General features: G+C 71.0%; 13 protein-coding genes. 9 read left to right on the forward strand and 4 right to left on the reverse strand.

All coding sequences use genetic code 11. The features are described 5' to 3' along the window. From M5362_RS00005 to M5362_RS00020, 4 genes are all read left to right on the forward strand, one after another. On the forward strand, positions 1-2,912 hold a 2,912-nt coding region (locus M5362_RS00005), incomplete at its 5' end, for a response regulator (RefSeq protein WP_260225080.1). 82 nt (positions 2,913-2,994) lie between these two features. Further along, positions 2,995-5,658: a GAF domain-containing SpoIIE family protein phosphatase gene (locus M5362_RS00010; protein WP_260225081.1), complete on the forward strand. Its 2,664-nt coding sequence runs from the start codon at positions 2,995-2,997 to the stop codon at positions 5,656-5,658. 92 nt (positions 5,659-5,750) lie between these two features. Further along, positions 5,751-6,122, forward strand: coding sequence for an STAS domain-containing protein (locus M5362_RS00015; RefSeq protein ID WP_260225082.1), 372 nt, complete (start codon positions 5,751-5,753; stop codon positions 6,120-6,122). 63 nt (positions 6,123-6,185) lie between these two features. Further along, positions 6,186-7,385, forward strand: a complete 1,200-nt coding sequence (locus tag M5362_RS00020; RefSeq protein ID WP_260225083.1) for a PP2C family protein-serine/threonine phosphatase — start codon at positions 6,186-6,188, stop codon at positions 7,383-7,385. 171 nt (positions 7,386-7,556) lie between these two features. On the opposite strand, the gene M5362_RS00025 is transcribed toward M5362_RS00020, so the two are convergent. Beyond that, on the reverse strand, positions 7,557-8,063 hold the full coding sequence (locus M5362_RS00025; RefSeq protein WP_260225084.1) for a MarR family winged helix-turn-helix transcriptional regulator: 507 nt from the start codon (positions 8,061-8,063) through the stop codon (positions 7,557-7,559). Between the two features lie 108 nt (positions 8,064-8,171). On the opposite strand from M5362_RS00025, the gene M5362_RS00030 reads away from it, so the two are divergent. The 3 genes from M5362_RS00030 (at position 8,172) to M5362_RS00040 (ending at position 10,949) form a co-directional block, all read left to right on the forward strand. Beyond that, positions 8,172-9,359 carry a PP2C family protein-serine/threonine phosphatase gene (locus tag M5362_RS00030; protein WP_260225085.1) on the forward strand — a complete coding sequence of 396 codons (1,188 nt, stop codon included), beginning with the start codon at positions 8,172-8,174 and terminating at the stop codon, positions 9,357-9,359. A gap of 139 nt (positions 9,360-9,498) precedes the next feature. Next, positions 9,499-9,933, forward strand: coding sequence for an ATP-binding protein (locus tag M5362_RS00035; RefSeq protein WP_260225086.1), 435 nt, complete (start codon positions 9,499-9,501; stop codon positions 9,931-9,933). 173 nt (positions 9,934-10,106) lie between these two features. Beyond that, positions 10,107-10,949, forward strand: a complete 843-nt coding sequence (locus M5362_RS00040) for an RNA polymerase sigma factor SigF (protein ID WP_374214392.1) — start codon at positions 10,107-10,109, stop codon at positions 10,947-10,949. 207 nt (positions 10,950-11,156) lie between these two features. On the opposite strand, the gene M5362_RS00045 is transcribed toward M5362_RS00040, so the two are convergent. Together M5362_RS00045 and M5362_RS00050 are read right to left on the reverse strand one after the other, a co-directional pair. Next, positions 11,157-11,414, reverse strand: a complete 258-nt coding sequence (locus M5362_RS00045; RefSeq protein WP_261365452.1) for a WhiB family transcriptional regulator — start codon at positions 11,412-11,414, stop codon at positions 11,157-11,159. Positions 11,415-11,538: 124 nt separating this feature from the next. Further along, positions 11,539-12,591, reverse strand: coding sequence for a multicopper oxidase domain-containing protein (locus M5362_RS00050; protein ID WP_260225088.1), 1,053 nt, complete (start codon positions 12,589-12,591; stop codon positions 11,539-11,541). 196 nt (positions 12,592-12,787) lie between these two features. Here M5362_RS00050 and M5362_RS00055 point away from each other — a divergent pair, with 196 nt between their 5' ends. Together M5362_RS00055 and M5362_RS00060 are read left to right on the forward strand one after the other, a co-directional pair. Beyond that, positions 12,788-15,280 (forward strand): ThuA domain-containing protein, encoded by a 2,493-nt coding sequence (locus tag M5362_RS00055; protein WP_260225089.1) that lies wholly within the window; start codon positions 12,788-12,790, stop codon positions 15,278-15,280. A gap of 2 nt (positions 15,281-15,282) precedes the next feature. Beyond that, entirely contained in the window at positions 15,283-17,484 is a 2,202-nt protein-coding gene (locus tag M5362_RS00060) for an OmpL47-type beta-barrel domain-containing protein (protein WP_260225668.1), read from the forward strand. 54 nt (positions 17,485-17,538) lie between these two features. Here M5362_RS00060 and M5362_RS00065 read toward each other — a convergent pair whose 3' ends face one another. Then, positions 17,539-19,353 (reverse strand): SpoIIE family protein phosphatase, encoded by a 1,815-nt coding sequence (locus tag M5362_RS00065; RefSeq protein ID WP_260225090.1) that lies wholly within the window; start codon positions 19,351-19,353, stop codon positions 17,539-17,541. Positions 19,354-19,479 lie beyond the last annotated feature (126 nt).

Here is a 19,479-nt window from a genome sequence, read left to right on the forward strand (position 1 = left end):
TGGCGGGCACGTGGAAGGACCTGACCGACAACGTCAACTCCATGGCGAACAACCTGACGGGACAGGTCCGCAACATCGCCCAGGTCACCACCGCCGTCGCCAACGGCGACCTCTCGAAGAAGATCGACGTCGACGCCCGGGGCGAGATCCTGGAGCTGAAGACGACCATCAACACGATGGTGGACCAGCTGTCCTCGTTCGCCGCCGAGGTCACCCGCGTGGCCCGGGAGGTCGGCAGCGAGGGCAGGCTCGGGGGCCAGGCCGAGGTCGAGGGGGTCTCCGGCACCTGGAAGCGGCTCACGGAGAACGTGAACGAACTCGCCGGCAACCTCACCCGGCAGGTCCGCGCCATCGCCGAGGTCGCGAGCGCGGTCGCCGAGGGCGATCTGACCCGCTCGATCACCGTCGACGCCTCGGGCGAGGTCGCCGAACTCAAGGACAACATCAACTCGATGGTCGGCTCGCTCCGCGAGACGACCCGGGCCAACCAGGAGCAGGACTGGCTGAAGTCCAGCCTCGCCCGGATGTCCGCGCTGATGCAGGGCCACCGCGACCTGGCCGTCGTGGCCGAGCTCGTCATGGACGAGCTGGCCCCCCTCGTGTCCGCCCAGTCGGGCGCCTTCTACCTGGCGGAGGAGGGGGAGGAGGGCACCGAACTGGGGCTCGTCGGCTCCTACGGCCTGCCCGCGGACAGCCCCGGCCGCAAGCGGTTCCGGCTGGGCGAGTCCCTCGTCGGCCAGGCCGCCCGCAGCCGCCGCACCATCGCGGCCGAGAACGTGCCCGGCGACTACGTGTACATCTCCTCGGGGCTGGGCCGGGCCTCGGGCGGCAGCCTGATCGTGCTGCCGATCGTGGTCGAGGACCAGGTCATCGGCGTCATCGAGCTGGTCTCCTTCACCCCCTTCACCGCCGTGCACCGGGACTTCCTGGAGCAGCTCATGGAGTCGGTGGGCGTCAACGTCAGCACCATCCTCGCCAACGCCCGGACGGACGAACTGCTGGGCGAGTCGCAGCGGCTGGCGGACGAACTGCGGGCCCGATCCGAGGAGTTGCAGGTCCAGCAGGACGAGCTCCAGCGGTCCAACGCCGAACTCGAGGACAAGGCCGCCCTGCTCGCCACGCAGAACCGCGACATCGAGGCCAAGAACCTGGAGATCGAGCAGGCCCGGCAGGAGCTGGAGGACCGTGCCCAGCAGCTCTCCCTGGCCTCGAAGTACAAGTCCGAGTTCCTCGCGAACATGAGCCACGAGCTGCGGACCCCCCTCAACAGCCTTCTGATCCTGGCCCAGCTGCTCGCGCAGAACCCGACCCGCAACCTCACCGCCAAGCAGGTCGAGTACGCCGGCATCATCCACTCCGCGGGATCCGACCTGCTGCAGCTGATCAACGACATCCTCGACCTGTCGAAGGTGGAGGCCGGGAAGATGGACCTCAACCCGGAACGGGTCGCGCTGCGCCGGCTTCTGGACTACGTCGAGGCGACGTTCCGGCCGCTCACCACACAGCAGAGCCTCGACTTCACCGTCTCCACCGCGCCCGGCGTCCCGGTGGACCTGGTCACGGACGACTCCCGGCTGCGCCAGGTGCTGCGCAACCTGCTCTCCAACGCGGTCAAGTTCACCGAGCGCGGCGGCGTCGAGCTGCGGATCGAACCGGCGGCGGACGGCGAGCTGCCCGCCGGGGTGCACCGGGGCGGCGCCGTCGTCGCCTTCCGGGTCAAGGACACGGGCATCGGCATCGCCTCCCAGCACCTGGAAGCCATCTTCGGAGCCTTCCAGCAGGCCGACGGCACGACCAACCGCAAGTACGGCGGCACCGGCCTCGGTCTCTCGATCAGCCGTGAGATCGCCTACCTGCTCGGCGGCGCCCTCACGGCCGAGAGCACGCCCGGCGAAGGCAGCACCTTCACGCTCTACCTGCCCGTGGCACGGGCCGACTTCCAGGAGCAGTCCGGCCACGCGCACCTCGCCAGGACCGAGGACGGCGCGCAGCCCGCGCCTGCCGCCGACGGTGTTCCCTCGGCCCGCGACGTGCTGGCCCCCGCGCAGCCCCGGCAGCCGAGGCGCCTGCTGGTGATCGAGGAACGCCCGCGAGGGCTGCTCTCGCTCGTCGCCGAGAACGCGGTCGCGGAACTGGCCGGAGGCCGTAACCTCGGCTTCCAGGACGGCATCGAGGTGATCACGGCCGTGGGACCCCAGGACGCCGCCACCGCCCTCGCCACCCAGCCTTTCCACTGCGTCGTGCTCGAACTCGACATGGCCGACAGCGAGGCCCTCACCTTCCTCGACGCCATGGACGGCGACCGGGCGCTGCGTACCGTTCCCGTTCTCGCCCACAACAACCGCAGGCTCGCCGCCGACCACGAGCGGGCCCTTCAGTCGCGGGCCCGCAAGCGTCCCCTGGAGCTGCTCTCCAGCCTCGACGAACTGCGCGAGCGGATCGCCCTGCACCTCTCCGCCGACCAGCCGGGCGATGTCGTGCCTCTCGTACGCGCCGAGCAGCGGCAGCCGGTCCCGCAGGCCGTGGACGCCACCCTGCAGGGCCGTACGGTGCTCGTGGTCGACGACGACGCCCGTAACCTCTATGCCCTCAGCGGGATCCTGGAGCTGCACGGCGTCGAGGTCCTGCATGCGGAGGACGGTCGCAAGGGCATCGAGGCGCTCGCCGCGAACCCGGAGATCGACCTGATCCTGATGGATGTCATGATGCCCGAGATGGACGGCTACACGGCCACCGCCAAGATCAGGCAGATGCCCGCCCACGCCCATCTGCCGATCATCGCGGTCACCGCCAAGGCCATGCCCGGGGACCGTGAGAAGAGCCTCGCCTCGGGCGCCAGCGACTACGTGACCAAGCCGGTCGACGCCGACGACCTCATCAACTGCATCCGCCGCTGGCTGGGTGAGGGGTAGCCCCCACGGGCCCGAACCGACCTCACGCCCCCGCCCCGTCCGCCCCAGGCCCCCCGGCCCTCGCTTCTCAGGAGTCCGCGTCATGAGTGCTCCCCACCACCCCGGCGGAGACCCGTCCGTCGGCCCCCCTGGGGACGACGCTCCGAAGGGGGACGTTGCGTTCCGCGAACTGCCGGCGCCCCGGTCACGGACCGTGGAAGCCCTGAGGGCCGTCTCCGAGCCCGGGCCGGACCCGGTGGGCGACGACCTGCTCGGCTACGACCCGGTGGGCGGCGATCCGCGCGGGGACGGTCCGCTCGGCGCCGACCCGGTGGGCGGTGATCCGCGCGGCTACGACCCCGGAGCGGGCCCTGCGCCCGCACCGTCGAACCAGGAGGATCCGCTGTCGGAACACCACTCCACCGTCGGCCGGCTGGCCGCCACGGTGGAACGGCTGCGCGGAGAGGTGCGCGCCGCACAGGCCGCGGCCGACGGGCGCGCGCTCGTCGAACTCGCCAAGGGCGTCATCGTCGAGCGGCTCCGGTGCGGCCCGGCCCAGGCGGCGCGGCAACTGGCCGCCCTGGCGGCCCAGGCCGGGCTCTCACAGCTGGAACTGGCCGCCGACATCGTCAACCAGGCGGCCCACGACCGGGTCGCCGAGGTGGCCGACGACTTCGTCCAACGGACGGCGGGTGAAACCGGGACCGGGGCGGGCGCCGAGACCGACGCGACCTCCGAGACCTCGGTCGCCGTGCGTCTGCGTACGGCCGAGTGCGCCGCGCTGAACGCGGGCGACACCCAGGCCGTGGCCGAATCCCTCCTGGAGCACGCGCTCGCGCCCCTCGGGGCCAGCGGTGTCGCCGTCTGGACCGCCGGCCCCGACTCCTCCCTCACCCTCTGCGGCCACGCGGGGTTCGGCCCCGACGAGCCCGGCCGCTGGCGTTACGTACCGCCCGGGGTGGCCACCGTCGCCCGGCAGGCGCTCACCGGGCGCCGTACCGTGCGGTTCCCCTCGCTCGCGGCCGCGGGCATCCCCTCCATCGGGCACACCCGCAACCCCGACGGCGGCCGGGTGGCGGTACCCGCCGGAACCGGCGGCCGCATCCACGGCGTCCTCGAGATCTGCTGGCCCGGACCTCTGGACCAGCACCCCCAGGCCGTCGAGCGCCAGCTCGAGGCGCTGGCCGAACTGTGCGCCCACACGCTGGAGACCCTTCCCGCCGAGCCGGTGCCGATGCGGCCGCGCGAACCGGCCGGGGTGACCGAACTCGTGGACCTCGCCGACGGGTTGTACGACCCGGCCCTCGTCCTCACTCCGGAACTGGACTCCGACGGCCGCCTCTCGGACTTCCGCATCCGCCACGCCAACGAACGGTTCCAGGACCCCGCGGGCCGCACCAGGAGCGCCGTCGACGGAGCCCTGCTCCTGGAGGCGTACCCCACGGCCGCGGGCGAGAACGAACTCTTCGAGCGGATCGAGCGCGTCTACGCCACCGGCGAGCCCTTCCGCGCGCGCCGCGCCCGGCTGACCGCGCTCGTGGACCAGGTGCAGCTCGCCTCGGTCGCGGACCTCAGCATCAGCAGGCACGGCGGCAGCGTGCTCCTCATCTGGCGCATCGAGGACGAGACCGCCCGGCTCGCGAGCCTGCTCCAGCACGCTCAGCGGCTCGGCCGCATCGGCGGATTCGAGGAGAACCTCCTCACCAGGGAGATCACCTGGAACGGACAGCTCTTCGACCTGTACGGCAGGGACGTCTCCGCGGGGCCGGTGTCCCTGCACGACCTGAGCGCCCATGCCCACCCCGACGACTCCGTCGCCATCGGCCGCTTCCTGCAGGCCGTGCTGCACCACCGGCGGGCGACCTCGACCGCCTTCCGGCTGCTGCGCCCCGACGGAGTGACCCGCCACATCCGCGTCATCGCCGAACCCGTCCTCGGCCCGGGCGAGCGGCTCCTCGCCGTACGGGGCGCGTACCAGGACATCTCCTCGCAGCACTGGACCGAGGTGGCCCTGGCGGCGACGCGCGATCAACTCGCCGCCACGGAGCAGGAGTCGGCGGAGCGCAACCGGCTGGCCCTCCAGCTGCAGCACGCCATCATGCCGCCGAGCAGGGCGCCGCTCGACGCACCCGGCCTGGACGTCGCGGTGCGCTACCGGCCCGCGGAGACGGAGTCCCTGGTGGGCGGCGACTGGTACGACGCGGTCGTGCTGCCGTCCAAGAAGATACTGCTGTGCGTCGGGGACATCGCCGGGCACGGCATCGAGGCCGCCACCGGCATGGTCGTCCTGCGCAACGCCCTGCGCGGCCTCGCCGTCACGGGAGCGGGCCCCGGCCAGCTCCTGTCCTGGCTGAACATCGTGGCCCACCACCTCACCGAGCAGGTCACGGCGACCGCCGTCTGCGGGGTCTTCGACCCCGAGACCCGCACGCTGCGCTGGGCCAGGGCGGGCCACCTCCCGCCGGTTCTCGTACGCGGTACGGAGGCCTCGACGCTGCCGCTGCTCAAGGGGATGCTCCTGGGAGCGCTCGCGCAGGCGGAGTACGAGGAGGCGGAGTTCCAGCTCGAGCCGGACGACACGGTCCTCATGTACACCGACGGACTCGTCGAGCGCCGGGACACGGCCGTGCACGACTCCCTTGCCCAGCTCCTGACCACGGCCCAGGCCCCCGCCGACAGCCTCGAACGGCGTCTGGACATGCTGCTCACGCACAGCAAGTCCGACACGGACGACGACACGTGTCTGATCGGCGTGCGGGTCTCCTGACCACGTGCCCCGATCGAAGGTCCCACCCAGGGAAGACCGCGCGCCCCCACGCACGGAAGACCGAACGCCCCCCTCCACAGAAAGCAGGGAGTATGCCCGAGCGAGAAGTGAACCTGGACGTCGAGGTGGACATCCGCGACGCCGACACGGCCGTGCTGTCCGTGGGCGGCGAACTCGACATCGAGACGGCCACCGTGCTCCACCACCACCTGGCCAACCAGGTCCTGCACGGCCGCCGCCACCTGGTCCTGGATCTCTCCTCACTCGCCTTCATGGACTCGTCCGGCCTGAACGTCCTGATCAGGGCGGCGCGGGACGCGCGCGAGTCCAAGGGCGACCTCCATCTCGTCGCGCCGACCCCGGCCGTGCGACGCATCCTGGAGATCACCGGACTCACCATGACGACGCCCCTGCACGCCGACGTGGCGGAGGCGCTCGCCGCGGCGACCGGGCGCGCCGGATAGTCGACCCCGGTGCGGGCCCGCGGCGGCGGGCCCGCGGCCGGGCGGAAGGAGAAGCGGGAACACGTGGACGAGATCACCGCCGTCGAGCAGGCGCTGCGCCGGGCCGCTCCGCACATGCTGATGAGCGTCGTGGAGGAGGCTCTGCGGGAGCACTACGGCGCCCGGCGGGTGGAGCTACGGCTGGCCGACTACGGCCTGCGGTCGCTCCAGCTCGTCGAGCGCGTCCTGCACGCGAGCGCGCCGGTGCTGATCCACGACAGCCCGCAGGGCCGCGCCTTCGGTGCGCAGGAGCCGTACGTCACGCACGAGGCGGACACCGCCTCCGCGCACCTGCCGGTGACCATCAGGGGCGACCGCATGGGTGTGCTCACCGTGACCATGCCGCCGGACCGTGACCTGGACCCCCTGCTGCCGGAGCTCCGGCACATCAGCGAGGCGCTCGGCCACGAGATCCTCGTCGCGGAGCGCGACACGGACCTGTACGTCCAGGCACGGCGCGCCACCCGGCTGACCCTGGCCGCCGAGATGCAGTGGCAGCTGCTTCCGGGGCGCTCCTGCGCCCGGCCCGAGTTCGCCCTCGGCGCCCACCTGGAGCCTGCCTACGCGATCTTCGGGGACAACTACGACTGGTCCGCGTCGGCCGACCACCTGACCCTGACGGTCACCAACGGGATGGGAGAGGGCATCGAGGCCGCCCTGCTGACCAATCTCGCCATCAACGCGCTCCGCAACGCCCGCCGTGCCGGGCTCGGCCTCGCGGACCAGGCGGCCCTGGCGGACCAGGCGGTGTTCGCGCAGTACCGGGGCAGTGCCTACGTCTCCGTACTGCTGCTCCGCTTCGACCTCGCGACGGGAGAGGTCGAGGCCCTCGACGCCGGCTCGCCCCGGCTGTGGCGGCTGCGCGACCGCTCGGTCGAGCCCGTCTCGTTCGAGGCCCAGCTCCCCCTCGGGATGTTCGAGGAGACCGCCTACGTCCCCGAGCGGTTCACCGTGCGCCCGGGAGACCGGCTGCTGTTCGGCAGCGACGGCGTGTACGACGCCGAGGCCCCGAACGGGGAGAGTTACGGCGAACGGGCGCTGGCCCGGGCGCTCACCTCGACCAGGCTGCTGCCGCCCACCCAGGTGCCCGGCGCCGTCCTGCGCGAACTCGCGACGTACCACGGAGACACGGCGCTGGAGGACGACGCGCTCGTCGTCTGCCTCGACTGGTGGGGACGCGGAGCCCGCCAGGACGTCACCCCGCCCGAGGACACCCGCCCCTGACAGGGCCTTCCGCCGCTGGGCGCACCACCTCGCGTTAACAGTTGCCGCGTGACAACTGTATCCTTATGGCAACACCTGGCTCGTGCCCGGGAGTGAACACGTCGTAGGGGACCAGGGGTGAGAAGTGGGACATGGGGCACGTGATCGGACGGCGCCCACTGCGCACGGGCGTCAGGCGGACCGGACGCCCTTGAGCGGGGACGCTCTCCGGGGGGACGAACCTTCCTTGTCCAGGGCGTCCTGGAAGCCGGTCAGCCCCCGCAGCAGCGCCCTGCGAGCCGTCGGCGGCATGGTGGCGATGACGGCCAGCAGCGCGTCCTCCCGCTGGGCCCTGAGGTCCTTGAGGTACGCCTTGCCGCGGACGGTCAGGTGCAGCTCGAGCTGGCGCCGGCTGACGGGACTGGGCAGCCGCTGCACGAACCCCAGGGCCTCCAGCCGGTCGCACATGCGGCTCACCGAGGGCGGCGCGGAACCGAGCAGCTCGCCCAGCGCGCGGAGGTTGATCCCCTCCTCACGGTCGAGGCTGTACAGCACCCGGAGCTGAGACGCCGACACGGGTGTCGACGACACCATGTCCCGGCCGCGCTCCCACAGCACCTCGAGAAGCTCGATGAGCTCCCGGGCCGCCTCGGTCGTCTCCTGCGCCTCCCGCTGAGACGGGGCGGGATCCGTGTCCATGGCTATCGACACTCCTCAGGCGTCCGGGGCCGAGGGCGCCGGTCCTGCCGGGCGCCCGGTCATCTCCACATCTCTCCAGAAGGCGGTACGGATTCGGTGGATCGACGCGTGACAGTGGAACGCGCTCTGCGCGGGGCGCCGGCACACCGCCTCCTGGACTCCCTCCGAATCAATCTGGCACAGCAGTTCGCCGCGTTCTCCGTCGACCTCCTGCTCGTCGACTACGGGCTCACGGCGCTACGCCCCGTCGAGCCCGTCCAGGCCCGTGCCGGGTTGCAGCCCTCGGCCCTGGACTCCGGGCCCGCGGGGCACGCCTTCACCACACAGCAACCATATCTTTCCGGGGCGGACGGGCCGACGGCGACCGCGTACCTTCCTGTGTCGGTTCGCGGCGACCGGTGTGGGGTTCTTGTGGTGGACCTCCTTCCGGAGCACCTCACGCCCCGGTGTGCGGAGGATCTCGTCGGAATCGCCGAAACCCTCGGACACGCGCTCCAGGTCGCCGACCGCCACACCGACGTCTACCGGCAGACCCGCCGGGCCCGCGCCCTCAGCATCCCGGCGGAGATGCAGTGGGACATGCTTCCCGGGCGGGCCTGCGCGGGCGAGGAGTTCACCCTCCACGCCTACTGGGAGCCGGCCTACACCTCGGGCGGCCACGTCCTGGACTGGTCGGTGACCGACGAGGACCTCACCCTCGTCGTCGCCGACGGCACCGGGCCCGGCACCCCTTCGGTCCTGGTGAGCAACCTCGCCCTGAGCGCCCTCCGCAACGCCCGGCGCGCCGGACTCGACCTGGTCGGTCAGGCGAGCCTCACCGACCAGGCGCTCTACGGCCAGCACCGGGGTGAGCGAAGCCTCTCCGCACTCCTGATGAGCGTCAGGCTCGCCGACGGGGAGGTGCGGGTCGTCGACGCGGGCTCGCCCACCGTCTGGCGGACCCGTGGAGCGGTGACCGAGCGGCTCGATCTGGAACGGCAGCTGCCGCTGGGAATGTTCGAGGACACCGTCTACGCGACCCAGCGCCTGCGGATCCTCCCGGGCGACCGGCTGGTCTTCCTCGCCTGCGACCGGTCCGAGAGTCCGCCCGGCGCGGGCGACCCGGCGGCGGACCGTGCCGTGAGCAGCGCGATCGACGCGGCCCGGCACCTGACCTGTGCCGACACGCCCAGGGCGGTGGTCCGGGCGTTGCGCGGAACTCCGGGTGGTTCGGCGGAAGCCGTCCTCGTCCTCTGTCTCGACTGGCACGGCGGCCGCGTCGCCGAACGGGATGCGGACGGGGGCGGGGACCGGTAGAACAGTGCGGAGGCCGCGGCCGCGGCCACGGGAGGGGCGGCTCGTCCCGATTCCCGGACGGGGGGGTGTGGATCGTGCGAAGCAGGGAAAATTCGCAGGACGAGACGGGATCCACGGAACGCGTGAGGGAGGAGGGGCGGTGACGGACTCGACGGCCACGCAGAGCGCGACCCGACGACCTTCGCTGTCCGCGAGCGTCGACTACGACATCGATGACGGGGTGATCGCTTCCGCTCGCGACTTCATCGCCGACTTCCTCAGCGCCTCCCCGGCGGTGGGGCGTGAACCGGTGGCGCGTGAGCGCATCGACCTCGCACGTCTGGTGGTCAGCGAGCTGGTGACCAACGTGGTGCGGCACGCACCGGGCCCCTGCCGGGTCCTGCTGGAGCTGTTCGACGAGGCCCTGGAGATCTCGGTGTTCGACCGGCGGGAGGCGTCTCCTGTGCCCCGCGGCCATGACCCCGGCCGGATCGGCCAGCACGGCGTCGAGATCGTGGTGGCCGTCTGCGAGAGTGTGAGTGTGGAACCGCTGCCCTCGGGTAAGCGAGTCCGGGCGCGCCTCTCGCTCGCCTGATCCGAAAGGGCCACCGCAATTGGGGTGGATCGGGACAGGGTCGGGCGAATCGGAGCGCCGGAGAAAACTGATTCACATTCATGGGAATGCTTCGGCGGACTCGGGGCAGGCGGTCTGCTGACGGGGAGTCGAATGTTCGAGCTACGAGGGAGGTCGTCCGAGTGCCGACTGCGGTGACGACGGAGACGAAGGCCCGAGCCGGAGCGAGTGTGGGGGGTCTTCCCGTACTCGAAGCGCCTCGCAAGGTCGCCCCCAAGGACGCACGAGAGCTGTCGAAGGTGTTCTTCGACAAGATGGCGGTGCTGGAAGAGGGGACCCACGAGTACCAGTACGCACGCAACACGCTGATCGAGATGAACATGTCGCTCGTGCGGTACGCGGCCGGGCGGTTCCGGGCCCGCGGTGACGAGATGGAGGACATCGTCCAGGTCGGCACGATCGGTCTGATCAAGGCCATCGACCGGTTCGACATAACGCGTGAGGTGGAGTTCACCAGCTTCGCCGTCCCGTACATCGTGGGCGAGATCAAGCGCTTCTTCCGCGACACCTCCTGGGCGGTCCACGTGCCCCGTCGGCTCCAGGAGGCCCGGGTCGAACTCGCCAAGGCGACGGAGGAGCTGAGCACCCGCCTGGGCCGGTCGCCGACCGTCGCGGAGCTGGCGACGCTGATGAACCTCTCCGAGGACGAGGTCATCGAGGCCCGCGTGGCCTCCAACGGATACAACTCCACGTCCCTGGACGCCGCCATCGGCGCGGACGACGACGACGCGGCGCTGTCGGACTTCATCGGGGCCGAGGACCCGGCCCTGGAACTCTTCGAGGACTTCCACACCCTCGCCCCCCTCCTCGTGGAGCTCGACGAGCGGGCCCGCCGCATTCTGCACCTGCGCTTCGTCGAGGAGATGACGCAGTCGGAGATCGGCGCGGAGCTCGGCATCTCGCAGATGCATGTCTCCCGGCTCCTCTCCCGCAACCTGGAGCAGCTGCGGAAGGGCATGCTCGACGGTGTCGGGTAGTCGTTCCCGGAGACTCCGGCCCCCGGAGACCCGGACACGCGGAACGGCCTCACCAACCCCCTTCTGGTGAGGCCGTTCCGCGTGTCCGGGTTCTCCTGTTCCTGGTCTCCGGGGAGCCTTCCGGGTCTTAGAACGGCCTGACGCACACAAGGCCCCGTCCCGGATCCGGGACGGGGCCTTGTGTGCGTCAGGCCGTTCGACCGCCGTTCAGGCCGGCCTGTGGGACCGTCGGCGCAGGCGGCGCTTCAAGGACTGGCGTTCGTCCTCGCGCAGGCCTCCCCACACGCCGGAGAGCTGGCGCGAGTCGTCCATCGCCCAGTCCAGACACGCCTGGCGAACGGGGCACTCCCGGCAGACCTCCTTGGCCTCCTCCGCCTGGATCAGCGCGGGAGCCCCCGTCCCCACAGGGAAGAAGAGGTCGGGGTCGACGTTCTGACAAGCAGCGGATTCCCGCCAGCCCACCATGGGTTCCTCCTGTCGCGTGAACGGATGAGTCTCTTCTCTTCGGCTCACCGCCCATGGCCACTTGAAACCCCGTCACCCCTTCTGTTCGCGCCCCGATTCCACGTGACTCCGGCCGCCCGCGCCGTCAGTGGTGGTGGGAGCCGCCGGAGGCCGACGGGGCCGCGCCCTCCCGAGCGGAAGGCTCCGTCCGAGTGCCGGGTTCCTCCCGCCCCGCCCCCGCGTGGTGCGATCCGTGGCCCGGTACGGTGCCGTCCGGCTTGGCCACCAGGAAGAGACCGGCCATGCCCATGTCGGAGTGGCTCTGGACGTGGCAGTGGTACATCCAGGCCCCGGCCCCGACGTGCTCGCCCGCGATGATCTGGAAGCCGAACGAGTCCGCCGGACCGGTGATCTTGTTGTCGATGATCCGGCTCACGTCGTCCGGGCCGGACAGAAGGCCCGTACGGTTGTCGGCCCAGCGGTGACCGTGCATGTGGAACGTGTGGTAGTACTCGCCGTGCGTGATCATGACGATCTCCACCCGGTCGCCCACCGTGGCGCGGAAGTCCGGCGGTTCCGCCGCCGGCCGGTTGTTGATCGTCATGTCGTTGAAGACGATGGTGAACTGCTTGTCCGGGAGGATGTCGCCCTTGCGGCGCACCACCAGGGCGCCGTACAGGCCCTTGCGGATGCCTCCGGTGCCGTGGTCCGTGCCGACGACGTGGTCGTGGTAGTGCCAGTACCCGGCGCTGCCGGGGCGCCAGGTGCCGTCGGAGCGGCGGCCGGGGGCGTGGGTGCGCCAGGTGTACGTGCGGGTGGCGCCCGGTTCGACATGGCTGCCGCTCATCCTCGTACCGTCGTTGTCGATGTCGTAGTCCACGCCGTGCGGGTGCAGGCTCACGGGGACGTCCATCAGGTTCTCGAACTCGATGTGGATCGTGTCGCCCTCGATGAGCTCGATCAGCGGGCCGGGTACGGACGCCTTGCCCTTCTCCAGGCCGTACCCCATCCGTCCGTCGGCCAACTTCTCCGCGTACAGCTTGAGATGGCGTATCCGGCCGCCCGCCGGGGCAGTTCTCAGGGCGGCTGCCGTGCCGGGTGTGGCGCTTGAGGCGGAGGTGAGTGACAACGATGTCACGCCGGTCGCGGCGACGGCCCCGCCTGCGAGCAGGCGACGGTTGAAGCTGCGTCTGTCCATGTCGAACTCTCCGCTTCTCGGTGGAGATTGACGGGGTGAAGGGCCCCTGGGGACGGCCCACACGGTAGCGGGGCGGCTCTCGTTTCTCCACACCCAGGACAAAGTTCGTCCTGTTGTGGTCATAGGTATTGGCGAACCGTGCAAAGAGGTCTAGCTTCAACGGCTGTTGTTGTGACCTCAGAGGGATGGGTGACCCATGAAGCGCACACCACATCACCAATCGAGAACAAGAACAGGCTTTGCGGTGGCGGCACTTGGGGCCGGAGCCCTGACCGCATCCCTGCTCGGAGGAGGCCCCGCCTCGGCGAGACCGTATCCGGACCCACCGTCGATCACCGCCTCGACAACGTTGTCTCTCCCGTCTCCGCCAGGCGGCGCGAACGTGCGGGTGCTCGTCTTCCACGGGTCGGCGACCGAGGAGTCGCCGACGGTCGACGCCGGCATCGCGGCCGTCGAGACCATCGGGCTGACCGGCCCGAGCGCCGGACGCTTCCGTACGGAGGCCACCGCCGACCCGGCCGTCTTCACCGACGCCAAACGGCTCGGCAGATACAACGCGGTGGTGTTCCTGACCGGGGGCGGCGACGTGCTCGATCCGGAGCAGGAGGCGGGCCTCGAGTCCTACATGGAGGCGGGCGGAGGGTTCGTCGGCGTCCACGAGGCGGCGCGCACCGAGCCGTACTCCACCTGGTTCAGCGGCCTGATCGGCGCACGGCCCACCGGGGCGCCGAGCAGCGCGCAGCGTGCGGTGGTGGAGGTCGGCGACCGGCAGCACCCGGCCACCGCGTCCCTTCCGCTGGAGTGGAAGCGGCCCGACAAGTGGTTCAACTGGGACCGCAACCCGTCCGGCACCGTCCACACCGTGGCGCGCGTCCGGGAAGCCTCGTACCAGCCCGCGGCCAAGCCGAACGGCTGGGACCACCCTGTGTCCTGGTGCCGTGACTACGACGGCGGCCGGTCCTTCTACACCGCCATGGGCGGCACCGTCGACAGCTACGCCGAGGCGGACTTCCGCGACCATCTGCGCGGCGCGATCGCCTGGACCGCCCGTATCTCCCAGGCGGACTGCAAGGCGACCATCGACGCCAACTACACCGCCGAGCGCGTCACCAAGCCCAACCAGCCCGGCCAGAACGACCAGATCGGCGAGCCGCACGGCCTCGTCGCCGCTCCCGACGGGCGCATCCTGTACATCGGACGCGGCGGCGCCGACTCCAGCGTGCCGGTGGTCACCGACTGGAACAACCCGGACATCGGCAAGGGCAACGGCGAGATCCACGTCTACGACCCGAGGACCAAGCAGGTCACGAGGGCCGGAGCACTCACCGTCTTCGGCAACAAGGGCGGCGGCGACGAACTGGTCAAGAACGAGGAGGGGCTGCTCGGCATCGAGCTCGACCCCGGCTTCATGACCAACGGCTGGGTCTATCTGCACTACACGCCGCACTCCCGGATCGACCGCGACGCGCACATGGGCGAGCGCAGGGTCTCCCGCTTCACCCTCGACCTCGCCACGAACCGGCTCGACCTGGCGAGCGAGAAGGTGCTGCTGAGCTGGCCCGTCCAGATCCACAGCTGCTGCCATGCGGGCGGCGGGATGGCCTGGGACTCCAAGGGAAACCTCTACATCGCCACCGGAGACACCAACTCGTCCGGCTCCAGCGGCGGTTACTCGGGCAACAACCCCGCGCCGAACTTCAAGGGCGTCTCCTTCGCGGACGCGCGCCGCACCGCCGGCAACACCAACAACCTCAACGGCAAGATCCTTCGGATCCACCCGGAGGACGACGGCACGTACACCCTCCCCGAAGGCAATCTCTTCACGGGCGAGGAGACGGACGAGGGCGGCGGCAAGACCCGCGGCGAGATCTACGTGATGGGCGTGCGCAACCCCGCGCGCATCTCCGTCGACCAGAAGACCGACATCCTCTACGCGGGCTGGGTCGGCCCGGACGCGGGCGCGCCGTCGACGACCTGGGGCCCGGCCAAGTACGACACCTTCGCCGCGATCACCAGGGCGGGGAACCACGGCTGGCCGTACTGCATGGGCAACAAGCAGCCCTACCGGGACCGCGGCCCGACCGATCCGAGCAAGCCGCTCGGCTGGTACGACTGCAACGCGCCGAAGAACGAGTCGCCGAACAACGACGGGCTCGTGAACCTGCCGCCGGTGACGGCGAACACGATCTGGTACTCGCCCCAGGGCGGCGGCGTGGACTACCCGCGGGACGCGAACGGAGTCCCGAGCTACAAGCAGGAGGAGCAGAAGCTGCTGCTCCCGTGGCTCAAGGGCGGCGGGCAGGCCACCATGAACGGGCCGCTCTACCGCTACGACGCCGCGAGCGACTCGGCCGTGAAGTGGCCGTCGTACTGGGACGGCAAGTGGTTCGTCGGTGACTTCTACGACGGCGACCAGCCGCGGCACGCCGTGCTGACCGATCCGAAGACCGTCGGCAAGGGCGGACTGCCCGTGCACGCCGAGTCGTTGAAGAAGATCATCCCGGTCGGGCAGGGCGGCATCCGCAACCTGATGGACTGGAAGTTCGCCCCCGACGGTTCGCTGTACGTCCTCGACTACGGGCGGGGCTTCTTCACCTCGCACCCCGACTCCGCGCTCTGGCGCGTGACCTACAAGGGCGGCGGGCCCACCCCGGCCGCGGACCAGCTCGCAAGGAAGGCGGCGCGGTGACCATGAGACACGGTGACGGGAGGCTGTGGGCGGCCCTGCTGGCCGCCGTCGCGATGATCGTGGGGCTGACCTCGGCATCCGCCTACGGCAGGAGCGACGACGGGCGGCGGTCCGCCGCGGCGCAGGTGCTGACCTGGAAGGCGGGCGACCCGATCGACCGCTACCTGGAGTTCCCCACCACGGCGGTGGCCGGCGCGACGACCATCGTCTTCGAGAACAGCACGGCCACCGGCAACACGACCGGTATGCCGCACACCCTGACGTTCGACGTCTCCGACCCCGAGTACAACAACGACGTCCCGCTCAACATCCTGGCCAACCCGAGCGACGCGAACGGTGGCCGGCACACGGCCGAGGTGACGCTGACCCCGGGCCGGTACCTCTTCAAGTGCACGATCCCCGGGCACGGCCAGATGCAGGGCATCCTCACCGTCACCGAGGGCGGCGGTGAGGACACCACCGCACCGGAGACCACCGCGAAGGTGGAGGGTGACCGCAACGCCGACGGCGCCTACGTCGGCCAGGCGACGGTCACGCTCGCTGCGACGGACGCCGGGTCGGGCGTCGACAAGGTCGAGTACGCGGTCGGGGCGGACGGCCCGTGGCAGCCGTACACCGTCCCGGTCGTCGTCGACCAGGTCGGCGCGCACACGATCCGCTACCGGGCGAGCGACAAGGCGGGCAACACGGCCGCCGAGAAGACCGCCGACTTCACCGTCGTCGCCCCGCCGACCGACGACACGACGGCGCCGGAGACCTCGGCGACGGTCACCGGAGAACAGGACGACCAGGGCCGCTACCTCGACATGGCCACGGTGACGGTGACGGCATCCGACACCGGCTCGGGCGTCAACACCATCGAGTACGCGATCGGCGACGGCGCCTGGCAGCCGTACACCGCGCCCGTGATGGTGCACGAGGCGGGCACCCACACCGTCCGCTACAAGGCGAGCGACAAGGCCGGCAACGCGGCGGCGGAGAAGTCCGTCGGCTTCACGGTCGTGACGCAGCCCGACCCGGACACCACCGCCCCCGAGGCCTCCGCCTCCGTCGCCGGGGTGCGCGACTCCGACGGCGCGTACATCACCAGCGCCACGGTCACCCTGTCGGCGACGGACGCGGACTCGGGCCTCGACCGGATCGAGTACTCGCTCGACGGCGGCCCCTACCTCGCCTACACCACCGCGGTGATCGTCGACCGGGTCGGCCGCCACACGGTGCTGTACAGGGCGACGGACAAGGCGGGCAACACCTCCACGGCGAGGAGCACGGCCTTCACCGTCGCCGAGGGCGGCGGGGTGCCGGCGCCCGACTGCCCCGAGTTCGACGAGCGGTCGACCGTCATCGTCGGGACCGTCGACACCGGCGTCCCGAACCGGATGACGAACCGCCGCTGCACCGTCAACGAACTCATCGAGGACGAGAAGGACTGGTCCTCGCACGCACTGTTCCTCAAGCACGTCGACACCGTGGTCGACCGGCTGCTCGCCGACGGCGTCATCGACACCCGCGAGCACAGGAAGATCTACCGTGCGGCCAAGCAGTCGGGCATCGGCAAGCCGGGCCAGACCGAGGGCTACCGCGATCTGTTCGACGGCAGCGCGGCGAGCTTCTCGAAGTGGCAGCACGTCGGCGGCGGCAGCTTCGCGCTCAGCGCGGACGGGGCCATGACCAGCAGCACCACGGTGCCGGGCATGGGCATGCTGTGGTTCCCGCAGAGGCAGTACGGGGACTTCTCGCTCAAGCTCCAGTGGCGCGACGACGCCCCCGGGGCCGGCAACGCCAACGGCGGCGTCTTCGTGCGCTTCCCGTACGTCCACGACAACCCCGAGGAGTCACGTCCGGAGTGGGTCGCCATCAAGTACGGCCATGAGATCCAGGTCCTCGACCGGCCCGACGGCGACATGTACAAGACGGGCTCGGTCTACGGCTTCGACCGCGTGGGCCTCGCCGGCGCCGGGGTGACGCCCAAGGGCACGTGGAACGACTACGAGATCCGCGTGGAGGGCCAGCACTACTCGGTCTTCCGCAACGGCAAGCTGATCAACGAGTTCGACAACACCGGTGGTCAGCTCTTCCAGCCACCGCGCTCCGACGACCCGGGCACCGATGGCCGGCGGTACGCCTCCGGCTACATCGGCCTCCAGGTCCACGGGACGACGGACGTCATCTCCTACCGCAACATCCGAGTGAAGGAGCTGTAGCCGCCGGACGGTGTCAGGGCCCCTCTCCCGTACCCGGGGGAGGGGCCCGTGCCTTCAGGAGGGCAGGTTCTGTTCCGCCCAGACCACCTTGCCGGTCACGGTGCGGCAGGAGCCCCATCTGCGGCAGAGCATGTTGATGAGCTGGAGGCCCCGGCCGCCCTCGTCGCTGAGGTCCGCGTGCTGGATCTGGGGCAGGTCCGGGCCGGTGTCCGAGACCTCCACGACGAGGCGCTCGCCGCGCAGGAGCCGGAGCCTGCCGGGGCCGTTGCCGTAGCGCAGGGCGTTGCCCACGAGTTCGGAGACGACGAGTTCGAAGACATCGGCGAGCTCCGCCAGGTCCCACGCGGCGAGCTGGTCCGTGACCAGGCCGCGGGCGACGGACGCGGCGCGTCCCTCCTGCGGCAGCTGCCACTCGCAGAGGTCGGCCGGGGTGCCGGAGGCGGTCGCCGCGACGAGGAGCACGGCCTCGTCGAACCGGGCGGCGTCGGCGGGGGAGCACCCGATCAGGCCGCCCCCTGCGAGTGCCTCCGGCGTCAGACCGCGGGCGGCCGAGCGCAGGCGGTCCAGCTGGTGGTCCAGGTCCGCCTGACGGGACTTGACGAGACCGTCCGTGTACATGGCCAGATGGCCGCCCGCGGGAACCTTCAGCCGGATCGGGTCGTACGGAATCACTCCCGTCCCGAGCGGCGCGCCGATCGGGACGTCCACGAACTCCGCGGAGCCCTGCCCGTCGAGGAGGAGCGGTGGCAGGTGCCCGGCGCTGGCCAGGGTGTAGGTGGAGTCGGCCGGGTCGAAGACCGCGCAGAGGAAGGTGGCGACCTGTTCGTCCTCCAGGTCACGCGTGGCGAGGTCGAGCCGGGCCAGGACGCGCTCCGGAGCCATGTCGAGGGTCATCAGGGTGCGGGCGACCGCCCTCAGGCGCCCCATGGTGGCGGCGGCGGGCAGTCCGTGGCCCATGACGTCGCCCACCATGAGGGCCGTACGTCCGCCGGGCAGGGCCATGACGTCGTACCAGTCCCCGCCCACCCCGTGATGGGCGGTCGAGGGGGCGTACTCGGCCTGCACCCGCAGCCCGGGCGTCACGGGGGTCGCGCGCGGCAGCAGACTGCGCTGCAAGGAGACGACGTGCTCGCGCTCGCGCCCGTACAGCCGGGCGTTGTCGATGTACACCGCGGCCTGGGAGGCGAGCTGCTCCGCCAGCGCGAGGTCGGTGGAGGAGAACGGCGGCGATCCGGGGCCGCGGACGAAGTCCGCGCTGCCGAGCAGCAGCCCGCGGGCGATGAGCGGCACGGCGAGGTAGCTGTGCACTCCGGCGGCGCGCATCTGGGCGGCGGCGCTCGCGGTCGGCGCGACCTTGGTGAAGTCCTCGTTCCGCATCCGGCTCACCAGCACCGGTCTGCCCTGTCGCAGGCAGTACCGGTGGAGCAGCGTCTCGTGGGCCTTCTCCTCGCGGACGAACGTCTGGCCCACCGGGGTGGGTTCCAGGGAGGACAGCTCCTCGACGGCGCACAGCGCGGTGGCTCTCATGAGGGGGACGCCCGTCCCCGTCCACCGGGAACCCTCGTCGCCCCGGAGGACGCTCTCCAGGATGTCGACGGCGGCCCCGTCGGCGAAGCCCGGCACGGTGAACTCGGCCAGCTCCTGGGCGGTGCGTTCGAGGTCCAGGGTGGTGCCGATCCTGGATCCGGCGGCGTTGAGCCAGGCGAGCCGGCCGCGCGTGGTGAGCCGGTCGAGGGGAACCTCGCCCCCGGTCCTGGCGAGCCGTCTTCGGGCACCGGCCGACCGGTGCGCGGCGGCACCCTTCCCGGCCGCCGCCCGGCCCGTCAGGCGCCGTCTGCCGTTGCCGCCGTTCACTCTTCCGGCCTCCATACGGGAACTCGACCGCTGCTGGTGCACAGCATGCACCGGAAGAGGCCGCTGTGCACCGGTATGCGGAAGGCGAACGCGCAATTTCACGCACCGCCACGGAGCGGTGACCTGCGGTGAAGCGGTCGA

Origin of the sequence: Streptomyces sp. Je 1-79, assembly GCF_025195125.1 — a bacterium.
Lineage (GTDB): Bacteria > Actinomycetota > Actinomycetes > Streptomycetales > Streptomycetaceae > Streptomyces.

Coding starts and splice junctions, on each gene's coding strand:
- M5362_RS00010 (WP_260225081.1), top strand. CDS start 2,995: ATGAGTGCTCCCCACCACCCCGGCGGAGACCCGTCCGTCGGCCCCCCT.
- M5362_RS00015 (WP_260225082.1), top strand. CDS start 5,751: ATGCCCGAGCGAGAAGTGAACCTGGACGTCGAGGTGGACATCCGCGAC.
- M5362_RS00025 (WP_260225084.1), bottom strand. CDS start 8,063: ATGGACACGGATCCCGCCCCGTCTCAGCGGGAGGCGCAGGAGACGACC.
- M5362_RS00045 (WP_261365452.1), bottom strand. CDS start 11,414: ATGGTGGGCTGGCGGGAATCCGCTGCTTGTCAGAACGTCGACCCCGAC.
- M5362_RS00050 (WP_260225088.1), bottom strand. CDS start 12,591: ATGGACAGACGCAGCTTCAACCGTCGCCTGCTCGCAGGCGGGGCCGTC.
- M5362_RS00055 (WP_260225089.1), top strand. CDS start 12,788: ATGAAGCGCACACCACATCACCAATCGAGAACAAGAACAGGCTTTGCG.
- M5362_RS00060 (WP_260225668.1), top strand. CDS start 15,283: ATGAGACACGGTGACGGGAGGCTGTGGGCGGCCCTGCTGGCCGCCGTC.
- M5362_RS00065 (WP_260225090.1), bottom strand. CDS start 19,353: ATGGAGGCCGGAAGAGTGAACGGCGGCAACGGCAGACGGCGCCTGACG.